Genomic DNA, 17,841 nt, shown 5'->3' with positions numbered 1-17,841 from the left:
GGTGTCCGTAGAGGGGGGTAGCAGACGTCCCACATACTAGTTGGTCCGTTGCCTCCGGCGATCATCGCGTAATACCTCGCGGGCCTTATTGATCGCTAGATCATCGCCAGCGCGCACAGACGCCAGTGTTTCCTGAACTTCGATGTCCGGCGTGACGCCTACACCTTCGATCTGGCGTCCATCGGGTGAGCGGAAGTCCTCAACTGGCACTATCAAGCGCCCACCATCGGGTAAATCGAACCTATTGGACGTCAGAAGGGCTCCTGCACTTCGCCGCCCCAAAATCACGCCCCGCTGATTAACTTGTATTGCTACGGCAGTCGCCTCAGCCGCGCTGGCGGACCTCAAACCTATTAGGACAGCAACCGGACCCGTGTAGGGTCGGCTGTTGGCGGATGTTCGTACTATGCGACGACTGTGACCTTTTACGCGGATTCCAGTGGCTGCGCCGGGCGCTAGGATAGCCTCCAGGAAGCGATCAAGCTCAGCTACCCGTCCCCCGACGTTGCTGCGAAGATCAATGATGACACCGCTTGCGCCAGCGGTTGCAATCGTTGCCAGCGCCCAATCAATGTTCTCGCGCGTGAAGCTGTCGAAGCGGATCAAGGTCACCCCGTCAGGCAAGGACTGCGAGTTGCGTTGTGCGGGCGGCTGACTTCGGCCCCAAGTCATTGAAACTCGACGTGGTTGATGGGCGCCGGATTGGACGACGAAGATGCCCTTTCTTTCGCCGTCAGGCCGGTCTCTTGTGGTTCCCCTCATCTCTATCAGGCGGATACGAGAACCCGGCTCTATGTCGTGCTTTTCCGCAGGCGATCCCATCCTCACGGCATCGACGACAGCAGTTTGACCGTCCCATGCGATGGACATGCCGTGCCCGGCTTGGTCGTCGGGGCTCATCGGCCAAGGGTTAACTCCTCGCCGGACTATCGGGATGTTTAGTCTTACGCCGCCAGGAAGGACTTCACCTCGGGGCGGGATAGCCGATAAGTGCGAGCGGTTGAATTCAGCCAACATCGGTGTAAGCGCTTCTAGATATAGCTCGGCACCAGAGCCCGCCTCTAACGCAGAATCGCGATATTTCTGGCGCGCCTTTGCTACATCCACTCCGCCGTACGATTGATCATAATAGCTCCGGCTAAGTCGATCCCACACCGCATCAAATACTATTCTGTTCAGTTCTCGTCGTTCTTCTTCGGTTTTCGCTGTGGGCGGTTGCTGATTTTGATTGTTCCTGACCACACTGCTGGCTGACCCGACCAAAACGACGACGACAACCGCCATGGTCCACAGTATGCGCCGCGACCATTTGAAATGCATGATGGCCCGACTAAAGGAGGAATGTTGAGGTGTATCGAAAATGACGCCTCAATCAAAAGTTGGCAACGTCTGCTCTGGGTCGATTTGTGAAATCCGCGTCTGATCGGAAAGCAGACCTTGGCGCGCCTCCCGTCTCCTCCCCGCCTCGCGGGGCGGAGGGGCTCTGGACGCCGCAGGGGCGTCGGTCGTGCGGATGCGCCCCCTCCGTCACGGCGCGGAAGACGCGCCGCGCCACCTCCCCCAGAGGGGGAGGTGGCGGGTGTGGGGCGGGTCGGTCGGCGGCCTGGGCTCAGCTTGGGTTGGCCATAAAGAGGGCCAGGCCGATGCCGTTCCAGACGGCGTGCGACAGGGTCGGCAGGGCGTAGGCGCGAAGTCGTCCTAGCCGTCGGCCCCAGGCCCAGGCGGCGTAGGCCATGACGGCGAAGGCTGTCGCCTGGCCGAGCGAGCCGGGGCTCATGCCGTGCAACAGCCAGGCGAGCGCCGAAATGATCGCGATGATGACGGCGAGCGCGAGGCTTGGGGCGTCGTCGCGGGCGCGCCGAACGGCCCAGACGACAAACGGCGTCTCGATGACTGCAGGCAGAAACACGCCCAGAAGAAACCCATAGGCCAGCCGCGAGACGGTATCCTGGGCTGCGACCATGGCGTCCGGCGCACTGGGGCCGGCGGTGAAGCTGCCGACGACCATGTTGGCCGCCGCTCTGATGAGCAGGGAGAGGACGAACAGGCCTGCGCCCAGGAGCACGGCCTGTAGCCAGGGGTTTCGGAATAGTCGCATGCGTGGCCGGTCTGGCTCTGACGTCTATCGCCTAAGCGCGGCTCTGGAGCCGCTGCCGACGAACATATTCGATGGTCCAGGCGAGCGTCGGGATGGCCACGACGACCAGGGCGAACAGGCCGGGCTGTCCGCCCCATTCAGGCGGAAAACTGGTTCGGAAAGTCCCGTGAACGAAGGCGGCGACGGCTGCCCATAAGGCAATCTTCAGTTTCGACATCGTCTGCCCTCCCGCAGTCGTCAGCCACCCATTTGGACCCGCATCGCAGCGGTCCGCAAGAGGGCGCCTGTGTTGCGGACGCACCCTCTCCGTCACGGCGCGGAAGACGCGCCGCGCCCCCTCCCCCAGAAGGGGAGGAGTCGGGGCTTGACCCCGGCCGGGGCGGGTCTGAGAAGCGGGGGCGGTCGGGCGGTTTTCGGCCGGCGCGGCGAAGGGTCTGGATAAGATGACACACCACGGGCTCTCGGACCGGTTCGGGCTTCAGCACGCGGCGTCGCGGGCGGAGGGGGCTGCGTCGGCGCAGGTGCGGCGCGACCGGCTGGGGGCGCTGAAGGCCCTGGTGCTGGAGCGGCGCGAGGCCTTTGCGCGGGCCATAGATGCGGATTTCGGGGCGCGGTCGGCGGTGGAGACGGGGCTGCTGGAGGTCACGCCCCTGATCCGCAGCCTGGACCATGCGCGCGCCCATCTGGGGCGGTGGATGCGCGACGAGCGGCGGCCGGTGGACCTGATGTTCCAGCCGTCGCGGGCCTGGATCCGGCATGAGCCCCTGGGCGTCGTCGGGGTAATCGCGCCGTGGAACTATCCGCTGCTGCTGGCCCTGGGGCCGACGGTGGACGCCCTGGCGGCGGGCAATCGGGTGATGATCAAGCCGTCCGAACTGACGCCCGCCTTCGGCGCCCTGCTGGAGGCCGCTGTGGCCGAGCGGTTCGATCCGGCGGTCCTGACCGCGGTCAACGGCGGGGTCGATGTGGCCCAGGCCTTTTCGGGTCTGGCCTTCGACCATCTGGTCTTCACCGGATCGACGCGGGTGGGGCGCGAGGTGATGCGGGCGGCGGCGGAGAACCTGACCCCGGTGACGCTGGAGCTGGGGGGCAAGTCGCCGGCCGTGGTGGCGCCCGACTATCCGCTGGACAAGGCGGCGCGGTCGATCGCCTTCGGCAAATTCCTGAACGCGGGCCAGACCTGTATCGCCCCCGACTACGCCCTGGTTCCGGCCGGGCAGGTCCGGGCCTTCGCCGAGGCGGTGCTGGATCAGGCGCGCCGGGCCTATCCGACCCTTCAGGACAATCCCGACTACAGCGGGGTGATCAGCGAAGGCCACCGGGTGCGGCTGCGCGAGGCGGTGGCGGCGGCGCGGGCGGCGGGGGCCGAGGTGCTGGAACACCCGGATGCGGCCGCAGAGGGGGGCAAGATCGCCCCGACCCTGGTGCTGAACCCGCCGACCGACGGCCTGCTGATGCAGGAGGAGATCTTCGGCCCGGTCCTGCCGGTGGTCGGCTATGAGACCCTGGACCAGGCCCTGGCCTTCGTGGCCGCCCGGCCCCGGCCCCTGGCCCTGTACGGTTTCACCAACCAGGCGCGGACGCGCGACCGGATCCTGGGCGCCGGCCTGTCGGGCGGGGTGACCCTGAACGGGACCATGCTCCATATCGCCCAGAACGACCTGCCGTTCGGCGGGGTCGGCCCCAGCGGCCTGGGCGCCTATCACGGGCCTGAGGGCTTCAAACGCTTCAGCCACGCGCGGGCGGTCTATGACGCGGGGCCGGTGAACGCCTTTGAGCGTCTGGGGCCGCCGTGGGACGGGGCGGCGGGCCGGCTGGCGCGCACGGTTCTGCGTTTTCTGGCCCGGTAGGCGGAGACGAAAAAGGGCGGAACCCTGCGGTCCCGCCCTTTCCCTTCAGACCGTAAAGGCCGTCAGTTGCGATAGGCCGGCGGCATCGGCGTCTGTTGACGATAACGGTCGCGCAGCAGCAGGGCGCGGCTGGTCAGGGGTTGTTCGACCCCGTCGATGAAGACGGCCGAGGCCTGGCTGAGCGGCTCCAGCGGGTCGCCGGACCAGACCACCACGTCGGCGGCGGCGCCCGGCGCGATCTGGCCGAACTGTCCGGCCATGCCGAAGATCTTGGCCGGATTGACCGTCAGGGCGGCGATGGCGGCGCCATAGGGCAGGCCGTGCGAGACGGCGTTGCCGGCGTTGTAGCGGGCCTCGCGGGCGCGGTGGGTCGAACCCTCATTGCCCTTGATGGCGATCACCACGCCGGCCGCGTTCAGGGCCGCCGCATTCTCCATCCGCGCCGCCCGCATCTCGAAGTCGGCGGGCAGGTTGGAGATGGGGTTCAGCAGGACCGGCACGCCGGCTGAAGCGATGTCGCCGGCGACCAGCCAGCCCTCTTCGGCGCCGTCCAGGATCAGCTTGATCCCTTCCTCGCGCGCCAGACGCAGCACCTGCTGGATGTCCGACGCCCGGTGGACGCTGACGATCAGGGGCATGGAGCCGTTGGCGACCGGGATCAGGGCCTCCAGGTCGGCGCGCGACAGGCTGAGGTCGCGCAGGCCGGCCCGCTCATAGGCCGACTTGTTGCGGGCGTAGAGGCGGACCTCGGCCATGGTCTCCTTGAACAGGACGAACTGGGCCCCGCGGGCGCCGCCGGCGATGTCGGCGCCGGCCTCGCCGAACGGGGCGACCATGGCCACGCGCGGCTTGACCAGGATGTTGGCGTCCTGACCCAGGTCGATAATGGCCGCCTGGCCCGCGAACAGGCCCGGCGTCTGATAGCCGCCCTCGCCGGCGCCGGCCGTTTCGTCCTCATGCACATGACCGCCGGACGAGCCGGGGTGCTGGGGCACGACCACGGCGCGGGTGATGCCGCCCAGACGCGCCACCGGCAGGGTGAAGGACCAGGGGTCCAGGCCGTAGGAGATGTCGAAGGCGGCGCTGAGGGTGTTGGCGCTGTTGCGCAGTTCGTTGGTGCCGCTGACGGCGCCGACCTCGGTCCCGGCTAAACCGGAATCGACGGCGACGAAGCCGGGGGCGACCACCTTGCCGGTCGCGTCGATGACGCGGGCGCCGGACGGGGCGGCCCCGGTCCCGACCGAGACGATCTTGCCGTCACGGATCACCACCGTGCCGCGCTCGATGACGGTGGTTCCGGTCAGGACGCGGCCGCCGACAATCGCTACGGTGTCCTGGGCGAGGGCGGGGGCGGCGAGAGACAGGGCGGCGGCGGCGCCCGCGAGGATGTGAGACAGACGCATCAGCGGGCTCCTTCGGCGACGTTGGCGGCGGTCAGGCCATAGCCCGGCTGGCCCAGCTCGAAATCGCTGGTCGGCTGATAGGCGGGGTTGGTCCGGTCGAAGGTCAGGGCGCCGTCGATGAAGACCTGGTCGGCGCGGGCGTAGATCGAGAAGGGATCGGCGCTCCAGATCACCACATCGGCGCGCTTGCCGGCCTCCAGCGAGCCGGTCTGGTCGGCGATGCCGATGGCCTTGGCGGCGTTGGAGGTGATCCAGCCGATGGCGTGTTCTTCCGAAATGTTCAGCCCGGCGCGGCGACCGGCCGACAGGGCGGCGGCGGCTTCCTGGTTCAGGCGCTGGGTCAGTTCGGCGTCGTCGGAGTGGATGACGGCGCACGAACCCTGTTGGGCGTCCACCAGGGCGGCGTTCTCCTCGATGGCGTCGAGCGCCTCCATCTTGAAGCCCCACCAGCCGGTCCACATGGCGGCGCAGATGCCGTTGGCGGCCAGTTGCGGCGCCAGCTTGTAGGCCTCGGTGGCGTGGTGGAAGGTGGTGATGCGGTAGCCGAACTCCTTGGCCATATCCATCATCAGCGCCATCTCGTCCGCGCGATAGCAGTGGTTCTGGATCAGGATCGACCCGTCCAGCACCCCGACCAGGGTCTCGTTCTGCAAGTTGCGGGTCGGGGGCGAACCCTCGCCGTCCTCGCGCCACTTGTCCCACTTGGCCTTGTAGTCGCGCGCGGCGATGAAGGCGGCGCGATAGCCGGCCATATTGCCCATGCCGGTGGCCGGGCTCTGGTTACGGCCGCCATAGACGCGCGACGGGTTCTCGCCGCAGGCCATCTTGACCGTATAGGGGGCGTCCGGGAACTTCATGCCCTGCATGGTGATGGACGGCGTATTGCGGATGGTCACGCCCCGCCCGCCGAACAGATTGGCCGAGCCGGGCAGGATGTGCATGGTCGTGACGCCGCCGGCGCGGGCGGTGTTGAAGCCCGGATCCTGGGGCCACAGCGAATGTTCGGCCCAGACCTGGGCGGTGTTCGGGCTGGTGGCCTCGTTGCCGTCGCTCATGCCCTGCACGCCGGGCGACGGATAGACGCCCAGGTGGCTGTGGACGTCGATGACGCCGGGGGTGACATAGCGGCCGCGCGCCTCGATGACGCGATAGCCGGCGGGGACGGGGGTCGAGGCGTCGCCGACGGCGGCGATCTTGCCGTCCGTGACCACGACCACCCCATTGTCGATCTTGCGATCCGTCCCGGTCAGGACGGTGGCGCCGACCACGGCGAAATTCTCGCGCGGCAGGGGCTGATAGGTGGAGGGATAGGGGTTCAGGGTGGTCGCCGGATCCAGGCCGGCGGCCAGGCTCTTGTCCTTGGCCGGCGCTGCGGCCTTCGAATCCGCGCCCGTGGTGGCGCAGGCCGACAAGCCCAGCACAGCAAAGCCTATGGCCGCGAGGCTGACGCCCCGCAGATGATGTCCGATCATCAGATCCCCTTTTCCCCACTGACACGCCAGCCCGACGTGTCTTGCGACCGTCATAGGAGGGGCATCCGGCGGAGGCGTCAAAAGATTTCGATGTTCTTTCAAGGGGGCGGCGCGATAGGATCATCACCTCCCCGTTCGCGAAGGCGAATGGGGAGGACAGACCGCGCAGCGGTCAGGAGGGGGCGAGACGGTGGCTGACGGTCTGAGCTTCAAACGGGCGAAGGCTTTTCGCCGTTTAATGACTCCGCCGGAAGCCCGGCTTTGGAATGCGTTGCGAGCTGGACGCCTGAACGGCTGCAAGTTCCGTCGGCAGCATCCGATCGGTCCGTATATTCTCGATTTTTACTGCGCCGAGGCGAAACTGGCGGTCGAGGTGGACGGCGCGGTTCATGATCAGCCGGAACAGGCCGCTCACGACCAGCGACGGACGGCGTGGCTGGGCGAGCGCGGCGTGAAGGTTGTCCGCGTGCGAGCGATCCATGTGAAAGACGAACTCGAGGGGGTACTTGGCTTCATTCTGACGGTGGTGCGCGCGCGACGAGACGCGGGATAGGGCGGAGTCGCCCCCTCCTGGTCGCTGGCGCGACCTGTCCTCCCCATTCGCCTTCGCGAACGGGGAGGTGAGATGTTCTGGACGCGCGTTTCCCTGACCGCTAACGGCACGCGCATGAGCGACGACGAAAACCCCCATCTCGACCGGCCCCTGCGGTCGTTCGGCCGGATCAAGGCGCGGCCGATCAAGCCGCGGCAGGCGGCGCTGATGGAGACCCTGCTGCCCCAGATCGCCGTGCCCGATCCCAAGGCCGGTCCGCTGGACCCCAAGGCGATGATGCCCGAGGCGGCCGAGGTGTGGCTGGAGATCGGTTTCGGCGGCGGCGAACATATGGCGGCCCAGGCGGCGACGCGGCCCGACGCTCTGGTGATCGGCTGCGAGCCCTTTCTGAACGGGGTCGCCTCGGCCCTGCGTCACGTCGAGGAGGCCGGGCTGAAGAATGTCCGCATCCACGCCGACGATGCGCGCGACCTGGTCGACGCCCTGCCGGACGCCTCGGTGGACCGGGTGCTGATCCTGTTTCCCGATCCCTGGCACAAGGCGCGGCACAACAAACGCCGCCTGTTGCAGGACGAGACGGCCCAGGCCTTCGCCCGCATCCTGAAGCCCGGCGGCACGCTGCGGTTCGTCACCGACTGGCGCGACTATGCCGAATGGGCACTGGAGCGGCTGGCGCGCACGCCGGGGCTGGCGCGGATCGGGGCGGCGGACCAGGACTGGTTCGTTCCGCCGGCCGATCATGTGATCACCCGCTATGAAGAGAAGCGGCTGGGCGACACCGTGCCGATCTTCCTGGAATTCCGGCGAACAGACTGACGTAATCGGTTGCGGCGGGCGCTTCGGAAGAACGTTGGTATGTAGTGTGCCGTACCTCGCGGTTTACACTTCGTCGCGATTTGGAAACCATAAATTGGCTCCAGCTTCAGGCGTCGCCTGTTCGCGCAGTGGAACCTCTCTCCCCGCTCTTTGAGCGACGCCCCTTGGGCGGGGCGTAGGGTCGCATCGTGCAGACGGGGTCGTGACCCCTGAGGCTCCTAAACATTGGGGCCGCCGGATGAAGATCACTGTCAGGAACCGCTTGCTGGCCGGCCTCGCCGCCATGGGCGCGGCGCTGTGCCTCATCGCGGCGGTCAGCTGGTTGTCCGCCACGGCGGCCGGGGGGCGCATCCAGACCATCATCGTCGACCGGGTCGCCCCCATCCAGGCGCTGAAGGTGGTCAGCGACATGTACGCCGTGAACATCGTCGACGCGGTGCACAAGGCGCGCTCGGGCGCCTTTACCCAGCAACAGGCGATCGACAGCGTCAAACAGGCCAAGGATCTGATCCATGCCAACTGGGCCGAGTTCGAGGCCCGTCGCGGCGTGTCCCCCGAAGAACAGGTCCTGATCGACACGGCCAACGCCAATCTGCCCCGCGCCGAGGCCGTGACGGCGCAACTCGAGGCCATACTGGCGTCGGGCGACCGGGACGCCCTGGCGTACTTCGCTGACAACACCCTGTATCCGGCTATCGACCCCCTGACCGCCGCGATCGGCGCCCTGGTCGATCTGGAGGCCCGGCTGGCGCGCGAGGAGGCGGTGGCGGCCCAGCACGCCTCCCGCCTGTCGCTGATCGCCATGGGGGTGATCAGTCTGCTGGCGATCCTGACGCTGATTTCGGCGACCCGTTTCGTGCTGACAGGCGTCACGGCGCCGCTGGACGCGATGACGCGTACGATGCGCCGCCTGGCGGCGGGCGAACTGCAGATCGAGATTCCGGGCGCGGGCCGCCGCGACGAACTGGGCGAGATGGCCGCCGCCCTGGTGGTGTTCCGCGACGCCGCGGAGGCCAAGCGCAAGGCCGACGCCGATCTGATCGACGCGCGGGCTACAGCGGAGCGGGAACGTCAGGCCGCCGGCGAGGTGGTCGAGCGGGAACAACAGACGCTGGTGGTGCGGTCCTTCGGCGTCGGCCTGTCCAGGCTGGCGGACGGGGAGCTGACCTATCGCATCTGTTGCGACCTGCCGCCGGAGTACGCCCAGCTGCGCGACGACTTCAATCGGGCCATGGACCAGTTGCAGGAGGCCATCGGCGTGGTGCTGGGCAATGTGGCCGGCCTCCGCTCCGGGGCGGGCGAAATCACCCAGGCCTCGGACGATCTGGCGCGCCGCACCGAGCAACAGGCCGCATCCCTGGAAGAAACCGCCGCCGCGCTGGACGAGATTACGATCAACGTCAACAAGACCGCCTCGGGCGCCCGCCAGGCCTCGGACGTGGTCCAGGCGGCCAAGGGCGACGCCGAGACCTCGGGCGTCATCGTGCGGGATGCGGTCGAGGCCATGCGGGCCATCGAGGGCTCGTCCAACGAGATCAGCCAGATCATCGGGGTGATCGACGAAATCGCCTTCCAGACCAATCTGCTGGCCCTGAACGCCGGGGTCGAGGCGGCGCGGGCGGGCGAAGCCGGTCGCGGCTTCGCGGTCGTCGCCTCCGAAGTTCGGGCCCTGGCCCAGCGGTCGGCCGATGCGGCCAAGGAGATCAAGACCCTGATCTCGACCTCGACGACCCAGGTGGGGTCGGGCGTCAAACTGGTCGGCCAGACCGGCGACGCCTTGCAACGGATCGTGGACCGGGTCGCCGAGATCGACGGTCTGGTGGCCGATATCGCCGCCTCGGCCCAGGATCAGGCCATCGGCCTGGCCCAGGTCAATACGGCGGTCAGCCAGATGGACCAGGTGACCCAGCAGAATGCGGCCATGGTCGAGCAATCGACCGCCGCCAGCCATGCCCTGGCCCAGGACGCCCAGTCGCTTCAGGCCTCGGTGGCCCAGTTCAAGGTCGGCGACACGGCCCCCGCGACGCCCGCCCGCGCCGAGTCCCATCCGTCATCTGGGGCGGCGTCCTCGACGGTTCGTTCAAGCCCGACAGCCGCCGCCATGAAGACCGTCGGTCGCGGCGGGGCGGCGCCCCAGGCAGCGCACCAGACGGGGCACCAGACGGGGCACCAGACGGCGCCCCAGACGGGGCCGGCGGCCGACGGATGGGAAGAGTTCTGAATTCGCAAGGGCGGGGGCTGGCGCGGCGGCGATGAACCGCCCAGCTAAGGTCTCTTCACCAAAGCCCTGGCCGGAACCCTGGCATGACCCTCTCGATCTACGACGTCGCCGCCCCCATCCTCGTGCGCGGCCTGACCAATCTGTCCGGCTTTCTGGACAAGGCGTCGGCGGAGGGCTTTGACGAAGCCGTCCTGATCCAGGCCCGGCTCCATGAGGACATGCGGCCTCTGCCCGCCCAGATCCAGCTGGCGTCGGACACGGCCAAGGGCGCCGTGGCGCGGCTGGCGGGCGTGGACAACCCGGCCATGGCGGATACGGAGACGACCTTCGCCGAACTGAAGGACCGGATCGCCCGCACCCTGGCCTTCATCGACAGCGTGGACCCCGCCGCCTTCGCCGGGGCCGAGACCCGGCCGGTCACGCTGAAGACGCCCAGCCGCGAGATGAATTTCGACGGCCTGGGCTATCTGACCAGCTTCGTCCTGCCCAATTTCCATTTCCACGTCACGACCGCCTACGCCATCCTGCGCCAGGAAGGCGTGCCGTTGAACAAGATGGATTATCTGGGGCGGCTGGCGCTGATCTGAGGCGCTCCCCGGCAGGATGGACCTGCTCGACGCCACATCATCTCCATGAGGAAGTGCAATGGCCCGGAAAGAGATTTCTACCTCGCCGAACTGGGACGATCCCGATGAGGCGCCGCCCTGGTCGCCCGAGGTGTTTGCGCGGGCTGAAATCAGCAAGTGCGACAAGGTCGTGCGCCCCGCGACGGGCACGCTGACGCGGGGCCGTCCGAAGTCGGACGTGACCAAGGCGCATGTGTCCCTGAGGCTGGATCGCGACGTGCTGGACCGGTGGCGCGCCTCCGGTCCCGGCTGGCAGGCGCGGATCAATGAGCTGCTGCGAAAGGCCGTCGACGCATGACCTTCTGCGAAAAGGGCTGACAAGCGAATGTGAAACGCCTATACGGCCCTCCACATCGTTAGACCGGCGTCCAACGGCGTCGTTCCAAGCGGCGGCCCGGACGGACCGCCGCTTTTGTTTTGGATAATCGCCGCTTGCGCGCAAGAACCGCCCAGGACCGCCAACTGCTGGAGCTGATCGACCCCATCGCGGAGTCGCTCGGTCTCGAGATCGTGCGCGTCCGCCTGATGACCGGCTCCAAGCGCCAGCGTCTGCAAATCATGGCCGAACGCCCGTCCGACCGCGACATCTCGGTCGAGCAGTGCGCCAAGCTGAGCCGCGCCGTGTCGGAGGTGTTCGACGCCGCCGACCCCATCGCCGGCGAATATATGCTGGAAGTCTCGTCGCCCGGCATCGACCGGCCCCTGACCCGTCCCATCGACTTCGATCTGTTCGAGGGCGAGGAGGCGCGGCTGGAGACGGACCGGATGATCGAGGGCCGCAAGCGGTTCAAGGGCGTGCTGGCTGGCTATGAGGACGGAAACGTCCTGGTCGACCTGGACGGCGAAGAAGAGACCGCACTGATCCCTTTCGACTGGTTGAGCGATGCGAAACTGGTCCTGACCGACGCCCTGATGAAACGGGGCGCCGCCATTCGCGCCGCGCGGGGCGAACCTGAAGACGACGGCCTGCCCGAAGGCACTCCCGAGGACGGGGCCGCCGAAGACACAACCGACACCACGACCCCTTCTGAGGACAACGCCTGATGGCCGTCACCGGTATTTCCGCCAACCGCCTCGAACTGCTGCAGATCGCCGAGGCCGTGGCCCGCGAAAAGAACATCGAGCGCGAAGTCGTCATCGAGGCGATTGAAGAAGCGATCCAGAAGGGCGCCAAGTCGCGTTACGGCGCCCATCACGACATCCGCGCCAAGATCGACCACAAGACCGGCGAACTGGCCCTGACCCGTCACGTCACCATCGTCGAGGACGACTGGCAGCCGGAAGACGAGCTGGAAGAGTTCAACGACAGCGCCATGGTGCGCCTGACCGACGCCTCCAAGCGCGATCCGGAAGCCGTCGTCGGCAAGGAATATGTCGAGACCCTGCCGCCGTTCGAGTTCGGCCGCGTCCAGACCCAGATGGCCCGCCAGGTCGTGACCGGCAAGGTCCGCGAGGCCGAGCGCGCCAACCAGTACGAAGAGTTCAAGGATCGCGTCGGCGAGATCGTCAACGGCACGGTCAAGCGCGTCGAATACGGCAACACCATCGTCGACCTGGGCCGGGGCGAGGGCGTCATGCGCCGCGACCAGTCCATCCCGCGCGAAGTGTTCAACATCGGCGACCGGATCCGCACCTACATCTACGACGTCCGGCCCGAGGCCAAGGGCCCGCAGGTCATGCTGTCGCGCGCCCACCCCGGCTTCATGGCCAAGCTGTTCGCCCAGGAAGTGCCGGAAGTCTATGACGGCGTGATCGAGATCCGCGCCGCTGCGCGTGACTCGGGCTCGCGCGCCAAGATGGCCGTCCTGTCGAACGACAGCTCCATCGATCCCGTCGGCGCCTGCGTCGGCATGCGCGGCTCGCGGGTTCAGGCGGTCGTCGCCGAACTGCAAGGCGAGAAGATCGACATCATCCAGTGGAACCCGGACGAGCCCACCTTCATCGTCAACGCCCTGGCCCCGGCCGAAGTCTCCAAGGTCGTGCTCGACGAAGAAGCCGGCCGCGTGGAAGTGGTCGTGCCCGATGAACAGCTGTCGCTGGCCATCGGCCGTCGCGGCCAGAACGTGCGCCTGGCCAGCCAGCTGACCGGCTGGCAGATCGACATCATCACCGAGTCCCAGGATTCTGAGCGTCGCCAGCGCGAGTTCAGCGAGCGCACCGGCCTGTTCCAGGAAGCCCTGGACGTGGACGAGGTCATCGCCCAGCTGCTGGTCACCGAAGGCTTCGCCACGGTGGAAGACCTGGCCTATGTCGACCCCTATGAAGTTTCGGAAATCGAAGGCTTCGACGAGGAGACCGCCGAAGAGTTGCAGGCCCGCGCCCGTGACTTCCTGGACCGCAAGGCCGCCGAGCTGGACGCCAAGCGCGTCGAACTGGGCGTCGAGGACGGCGTGTTGCAGGTGCCGGGCGTGACCCTGGCCATGGCCGTCGCCCTGGGTCAGGGCGGGGTCAAGACCGTCGAGGATCTGGCCGACCTGGCCACCGACGAAATCCGCGGCGGCTACGAAGTGAAGAACGGCGAACGGGTCAAGGTCCCGGGCGTGCTGGAAAGCTTCAACCTGGCCCAGGAAGACGCCGAAATGCTGATCCTCCAGGCCCGTGTGGCCGCCGGCTGGATCGACGCCTCGGAACTGCCGCAGCCTGCGCCGGAAGAGGCCGAGGAAGACTTCGCCGACGGCGAATACGACCCGGACCAGGTGTTCGGCGACGCGCCCGCTGAAACCGAAGCGGACGCCGACGGTTCCGACGATGCTTCCGACGATACGGAGGTCCTCGCCGAGGACGCCTCCGAACCGTCGAACGCGTGATGGGAGACCTGGCCACATATGAGCTTGCGCGACGCAACGATTGATCGGGAACGCCGGGACCTCGTCTCTCACGAGGTCATGGACGAATCTCGCCTGATCCGTTTCGTCGCCGGGCCCGATGGCCAGGTGGTTCCCGACCTGGGCAGGAAACTGCCCGGCCGCGGCCTGTGGGTCGAAGCCAGCCGCGCCTCGATCGAGACGGCGGTCAAGAAGAACGGCTTCACCCGCTCGGCCAAGACCAAGCTGATCGCCCCGGCCGACTTGGCCGATGTCGTCGAACGGCTGCTGTTCCGGCGCTGTCTCGACCAGCTGGGTCTTGCCCGGCGCGAAGGCGTGCTTATCTCTGGCTTCGAGAAATCCGCCGCCAATCTGCGCGCCGGCAAGGTCGCCTGGGTGGTCGAGGCCGCCGACGGCTCGGCCGACGGGCGTGGCAAAATTCTCGCCCTGGCGCGCCATCAGACCGCGAAAATCTGCGGCGCGTTCACTGTGGACGATTTGAGTTTGGCCCTTGGGCTGGAAAATGCGATACACGCCGTCCTGCTTGCGGGCGGACGGGCCGAGCGTTGGACCATGGAGGTCGAACGATTGGCTGGATTTCGGCCGCTTCGCCCCTCTCACTGGGATCTTCCCAGGGACGGGGACGGACCGGCGGGAGCAACCCCGACTGACCTTGATGAAGGTGGGGCGAGCTGAGGATTTTGGCGGCCGAGGGCCTGTCTCCAAGGGCGGAGACGGGCTCACGGTCGTTCATGTGCATTGAGACGACGGCGGGATTTTCCGCCCTATTAAAGCGACCGTATGAGCGACGAAAACGACAAGACCAACCAAGGCCAGGGTTCGGGCCAGGGCACTCCGGGCGGCGCGCCGTCCCAGACGGGGCCGCGCGCTCCGCTGAGCCTGAAGCCGCGCGTTGTGGGATCGGTGCCGACCGGCACCGTCAAACAGAGCTTCAGCCACGGGCGGTCCAAGACGGTGGTGGTCGAGACCAAGCGCCGACCGGGCGCCGGCGGGCCGCAACGCCCGCAGGGCTTCGACGTCGCGCGCCCGCAACAGGCCGCCTCGCAGAACAGGCCCCAGGGCCAGCGGTCGTCGCAACCGGCCGGCGGCGCCCTGTCGGCCGAAGAGCAGGAAGCGCGTCGCCGCGCCATCGCCATGGCCACCCAGGCCAACGCCGCCAAGGCTGACGCCGCCGCCGCCGCCAAGGCCGCCGCCGAAGCCGCTGCGCGCGAACAGGCCGCCGCCACCGAACGCGCCGCCCAGGCCGCTGCGGCTCAGGCCGCCGCCGCTCAGGCCGCCGCCGAGGCTGCGCGCGCCGAAGCCGCCAAGCTGACCGCCGCCGCGCCCGCCGCCCCGGCCAAGCCGGCGCCCAAGCCGGCCGCGCCTGTCGCCGCTGCGCCGACGCCGGCTCCGGCTCCGGTCGCTCCGGCCGCTCCGGTCGCCGCTGCTCCGGCGCCGACCCCTGCGCCCGCCGCTCCGGCCCGTCCGGCGGCTCCGGCCCGTCCGGTCGTCAACTTCGGCCAGCGCGTGCCCAAGCCCGGCAATCCCCAGCGCGCGGCGCCCGAGCGTCCCGCCTTCGGCGGCCGTTCGGCCCGCGAACAGGCGATGGGCGGCGGCGAGCGGTCCTATACGGATCGTCCGCAGACCGATCGTCCGCAAGCCGACCGTCCCCAGGGTGATCGGCCCCAGGGCGCCCGTCCGGGCCCCGGCGGCGCCGGCCGTCCGCAAGGCGCCAAGCCGGCCGAGCCGGTCCGCTATTCGGCCCTGAACCCGCGTCCGGCCCCCGGCGCCGCCCGTCCCGGCGGTCCGCGTACCGGCCCCGGCGGTCGTCCGACCCCGAACGCACCCCCGGCCGAGGCCAATGTTCTGCGCCCGGCCCGTGCGCCCGGCGCCGGCTTCGGCCGTCCGGTCGGCCGCGACGACGATCGCGAGAAGCGTTTCTCCGACGCCGGCAAGGCGGTCAGCCGCACGCGCGGCGAGCCCAAGCGCCGCGAAGGCCGGATGACCATCCAGTCCGTGGTCGGCGACGGCGACGCCGCCGAGCGCATGCGCTCGCTGGCCTCGGTCCGCCGCGCCCGCGAACGCGAGAAGGAAAAGCGCAAGGGCGGCTCGACCGATGCGCCCAACCGTCCGCGCGAAGTGGTCATTCCTGACGTCATCACCGTGCAGGAGCTGTCCAACCGGATGGCCGTGCGCGGCGTCGACATCATCAAGTTCCTGATGAAACAGGGCCTGATGATGAAGATCAACGACGTGATCGATTCCGACACCGCCGAACTGGTGGCCGAAGAGTTCGGCATGGCCGTCAAGCGGGTGTCCGAGTCCGACATCGAATTCGGCTTCATCGGCGACGCCGACGACGCCGAGGCGGCGGATATGCGCGCCCCCGTCGTGGCCATCATGGGCCACGTCGACCACGGCAAGACCTCGCTGCTGGACGCCCTGCGCACCACCGACGTCGCAGGCGGCGAAGCCGGCGGCATCACCCAGCATATCGGCGCCTATCAGGTGCGGCTGGAAGACGACCAGAAGGTCACCTTCCTGGACACCCCGGGCCACGCCGCCTTCTCGGCCATGCGGGCGCGCGGCGCCAATGTGACCGACATCGTGGTGCTGGTCGTGGCCGCCGACGACGGCGTCATGCCCCAGACCATCGAGGCCATCCAGCACGCCAAGGCGGCCGGCGCCCCGCTGATCGTCGCGGTCAACAAGATGGACAAGCCGGGGGCGACGTCGCTCAAGGTCGTCAACGAGTTGCTGCAATACGAAGTCATCGCCGAAAGCCTGGGCGGCGAGACCCAGATCATCGAGGTCTCGGCCAAGGAGCGGATGAACCTCGACGGCCTGCTGGAAGCCATCCTGGTCCAGGCCGAGGTCATGGACCTGCGCGCCAACGCCGATCGCTCGGCCGAGGGCGTGGTCATCGAGGCCAAGCTGGACAAGGGCCGCGGCCCCGTCGGCACCGTCCTGGTCAAGCGCGGCACGCTGAAGCGCGGCGACATCGTCGTGGCCGGCGGATCGTGGGGCAAGGTTCGCGCCCTGCTGAACGAACGCAATGAGCAGCTGACCGAAGCCGGTCCGTCCGTCCCGGTCGAGATCCTGGGTCTGGACGAGGCTCCGTCTCCGGGCGACGTCTTCGCCGTGGTGGAATCCGAAGCCCGCGCCCGCGAGCTGACCGAATACCGCCAGCGGGTGAAGCGCGAAAAGGCCCAGGTTTCGGGCGGCTCGGTCTCGCTGGTCGACATGATGGCCAAGCTGGGCTCCAAGAAGGCCTCGGAACTGCCGGTCATCATCAAGGCCGACGTCCAGGGCTCCGCCGAAGCCATCATGGGTTCGCTGGACAAGATGAGCACCGACGAGGTGCGCGCCCGCACGGTCTATTCCGGCGCCGGCGGCATCACCGAGAGCGACGTCAACCTGGCCAAGAGCGCGGGTGCGCCCATCCTCGGCTTCAACGTCCGTGCGTCGAAACAGGCGCGCGATCTGGCCGACCGCGAGGGCGTCGAGATCCGCTACTATTCGATCATCTACGACCTGCTGGACGATATTAAGGGCGTGCTGTCCGGCATGCTGGCGCCGCTGCAACGGGAAACCTTCCTGGGCAACGCCGCCGTCCTGCAAGTGTTCGACATCTCCAAGATCGGCAAGATCGCCGGTTGCCGGGTGTCGGAAGGCGTGGTCCGCAAGGGCGCCCGCGTCCGTATCGTCCGCGACGACGTGGTCGTGCTCGAACTGGGCACGCTCAATACGCTCAAACGCTTCAAGGACGAGGTCAACGAAGTCACGGCCGGCCAGGAATGCGGCATGCAGTTCCAGGGCTTCCAGGACATCAAGGAAGGCGACTACATCGAGTGCTTCACGGTCGAAGAGATCAAGCGCACCCTGGACTAGGTCCGGGTTGTTTCCGCCGGTCTCGCCATGCGGGTCCGGCGGAGGCCGAAGCTTTCGCCGAAACGAAAAAGGCCCGGAACCGCAGTTCCGGGCCTTTCCCTTTTTTA

The 17,841-nt window shown here is 68.0% G+C and carries 15 protein-coding genes; 10 read left to right on the top strand and 5 right to left on the bottom strand.

Features of this window, described 5'->3' with window-relative positions; all coding sequences use genetic code 11:
* Positions 1-36 precede the first annotated feature (36 nt).
* The 3 genes from OU998_RS00345 to OU998_RS00335 form a co-directional block, all read right to left on the bottom strand.
* Positions 37-1,320, bottom strand: a complete 1,284-nt coding sequence (locus OU998_RS00345; protein ID WP_267514869.1) for a S41 family peptidase — start codon at positions 1,318-1,320, stop codon at positions 37-39.
* Between the two features lie 289 nt (positions 1,321-1,609).
* On the bottom strand, positions 1,610-2,098 hold the full coding sequence (locus OU998_RS00340) for a hypothetical protein (RefSeq protein WP_267514868.1): 489 nt from the start codon (positions 2,096-2,098) through the stop codon (positions 1,610-1,612).
* A 31-nt stretch (positions 2,099-2,129) separates the two neighbouring features.
* Entirely contained in the window at positions 2,130-2,315 is a 186-nt protein-coding gene (locus tag OU998_RS00335) for a hypothetical protein (protein ID WP_267514867.1), read from the bottom strand.
* 226 nt (positions 2,316-2,541) lie between these two features.
* On the opposite strand from OU998_RS00335, the gene OU998_RS00330 reads away from it, so the two are divergent.
* Positions 2,542-3,948 carry a coniferyl aldehyde dehydrogenase gene (locus OU998_RS00330; RefSeq protein ID WP_267514866.1) on the top strand — a complete coding sequence of 469 codons (1,407 nt, stop codon included), beginning with the start codon at positions 2,542-2,544 and terminating at the stop codon, positions 3,946-3,948.
* A 62-nt stretch (positions 3,949-4,010) separates the two neighbouring features.
* On the opposite strand, the gene OU998_RS00325 is transcribed toward OU998_RS00330, so the two are convergent.
* Together OU998_RS00325 and OU998_RS00320 are read right to left on the bottom strand one after the other, a co-directional pair.
* Positions 4,011-5,351, bottom strand: coding sequence for an amidohydrolase family protein (locus tag OU998_RS00325; RefSeq protein WP_267514865.1), 1,341 nt, complete (start codon positions 5,349-5,351; stop codon positions 4,011-4,013).
* The gene (locus tag OU998_RS00320) at positions 5,351-6,823 is read right to left on the bottom strand and encodes an amidohydrolase (protein ID WP_267514864.1); all 1,473 of its coding nucleotides are present in this window, start codon (positions 6,821-6,823) and stop codon (positions 5,351-5,353) included. Before OU998_RS00320 ends, OU998_RS00325 begins: the two co-directional genes overlap by 1 nt.
* 190 nt (positions 6,824-7,013) lie before the next feature.
* Between OU998_RS00320 and OU998_RS00315 the strand changes: the two genes are divergently transcribed.
* The 9 genes from OU998_RS00315 to infB all read left to right on the top strand — a co-directional run bounded on the left by OU998_RS00315 (position 7,014) and on the right by infB (position 17,734).
* Complete coding sequence (locus tag OU998_RS00315; protein ID WP_267514863.1) at positions 7,014-7,376, top strand: endonuclease domain-containing protein; 363 nt, start codon at positions 7,014-7,016, stop codon at positions 7,374-7,376.
* A 114-nt stretch (positions 7,377-7,490) separates the two neighbouring features.
* Positions 7,491-8,192 carry a tRNA (guanosine(46)-N7)-methyltransferase TrmB gene (gene trmB / locus OU998_RS00310; protein WP_267514862.1) on the top strand — a complete coding sequence of 234 codons (702 nt, stop codon included), beginning with the start codon at positions 7,491-7,493 and terminating at the stop codon, positions 8,190-8,192.
* A gap of 238 nt (positions 8,193-8,430) precedes the next feature.
* A complete protein-coding gene (locus tag OU998_RS00305; protein WP_267514861.1) occupies positions 8,431-10,413 on the top strand; it encodes a methyl-accepting chemotaxis protein in 1,983 nt (660 codons plus the stop codon).
* Between the two features lie 83 nt (positions 10,414-10,496).
* The gene (locus OU998_RS00300; RefSeq protein WP_267514860.1) at positions 10,497-11,000 is read left to right on the top strand and encodes a DUF1993 domain-containing protein; all 504 of its coding nucleotides are present in this window, start codon (positions 10,497-10,499) and stop codon (positions 10,998-11,000) included.
* Between the two features lie 58 nt (positions 11,001-11,058).
* Positions 11,059-11,337 (top strand): BrnA antitoxin family protein, encoded by a 279-nt coding sequence (locus OU998_RS00295; protein ID WP_267514859.1) that lies wholly within the window; start codon positions 11,059-11,061, stop codon positions 11,335-11,337.
* A 134-nt stretch (positions 11,338-11,471) separates the two neighbouring features.
* Positions 11,472-12,083, top strand: a complete 612-nt coding sequence (gene rimP, locus OU998_RS00290) for a ribosome maturation factor RimP (protein ID WP_267514858.1) — start codon at positions 11,472-11,474, stop codon at positions 12,081-12,083.
* The gene (gene nusA, locus OU998_RS00285; RefSeq protein ID WP_267514857.1) at positions 12,083-13,846 is read left to right on the top strand and encodes a transcription termination factor NusA; all 1,764 of its coding nucleotides are present in this window, start codon (positions 12,083-12,085) and stop codon (positions 13,844-13,846) included. The genes rimP and nusA overlap by 1 nt, the downstream gene beginning before the upstream one ends.
* A gap of 18 nt (positions 13,847-13,864) precedes the next feature.
* Positions 13,865-14,539 carry an RNA-binding protein gene (locus OU998_RS00280; RefSeq protein ID WP_267514856.1) on the top strand — a complete coding sequence of 225 codons (675 nt, stop codon included), beginning with the start codon at positions 13,865-13,867 and terminating at the stop codon, positions 14,537-14,539.
* Between the two features lie 105 nt (positions 14,540-14,644).
* Positions 14,645-17,734: a translation initiation factor IF-2 gene (gene infB / locus OU998_RS00275; protein ID WP_267514855.1), complete on the top strand. Its 3,090-nt coding sequence runs from the start codon at positions 14,645-14,647 to the stop codon at positions 17,732-17,734.
* The last annotated feature ends 107 nt before the right edge of the window (positions 17,735-17,841 follow it).

The organism is Brevundimonas sp. SL130 (genome assembly GCF_026625805.1).
Lineage (GTDB): Bacteria > Pseudomonadota > Alphaproteobacteria > Caulobacterales > Caulobacteraceae > Brevundimonas.
This window is presented reverse-complemented; position numbering and strand designations above follow the sequence as displayed.

What these genes read in the sequence shown, in the direction of transcription:
- OU998_RS00345 (WP_267514869.1), bottom strand. Translation starts at nt 1,320, where the DNA reads ATGCATTTCAAATGGTCGCGGCGCATACTGTGGACCATGGCGGTTGTC.
- OU998_RS00340 (WP_267514868.1), bottom strand. Translation starts at nt 2,098, where the DNA reads ATGCGACTATTCCGAAACCCCTGGCTACAGGCCGTGCTCCTGGGCGCA.
- OU998_RS00335 (WP_267514867.1), bottom strand. Translation starts at nt 2,315, where the DNA reads ATGTCGAAACTGAAGATTGCCTTATGGGCAGCCGTCGCCGCCTTCGTT.
- OU998_RS00330 (WP_267514866.1), top strand. Translation starts at nt 2,542, where the DNA reads ATGACACACCACGGGCTCTCGGACCGGTTCGGGCTTCAGCACGCGGCG.
- OU998_RS00325 (WP_267514865.1), bottom strand. Translation starts at nt 5,351, where the DNA reads ATGCGTCTGTCTCACATCCTCGCGGGCGCCGCCGCCGCCCTGTCTCTC.
- OU998_RS00320 (WP_267514864.1), bottom strand. Translation starts at nt 6,823, where the DNA reads ATGATCGGACATCATCTGCGGGGCGTCAGCCTCGCGGCCATAGGCTTT.
- trmB (WP_267514862.1), top strand. Translation starts at nt 7,491, where the DNA reads ATGAGCGACGACGAAAACCCCCATCTCGACCGGCCCCTGCGGTCGTTC.
- OU998_RS00305 (WP_267514861.1), top strand. Translation starts at nt 8,431, where the DNA reads ATGAAGATCACTGTCAGGAACCGCTTGCTGGCCGGCCTCGCCGCCATG.
- OU998_RS00300 (WP_267514860.1), top strand. Translation starts at nt 10,497, where the DNA reads ATGACCCTCTCGATCTACGACGTCGCCGCCCCCATCCTCGTGCGCGGC.
- OU998_RS00295 (WP_267514859.1), top strand. Translation starts at nt 11,059, where the DNA reads ATGGCCCGGAAAGAGATTTCTACCTCGCCGAACTGGGACGATCCCGAT.
- nusA (WP_267514857.1), top strand. Translation starts at nt 12,083, where the DNA reads ATGGCCGTCACCGGTATTTCCGCCAACCGCCTCGAACTGCTGCAGATC.
- OU998_RS00280 (WP_267514856.1), top strand. Translation starts at nt 13,865, where the DNA reads ATGAGCTTGCGCGACGCAACGATTGATCGGGAACGCCGGGACCTCGTC.
- infB (WP_267514855.1), top strand. Translation starts at nt 14,645, where the DNA reads ATGAGCGACGAAAACGACAAGACCAACCAAGGCCAGGGTTCGGGCCAG.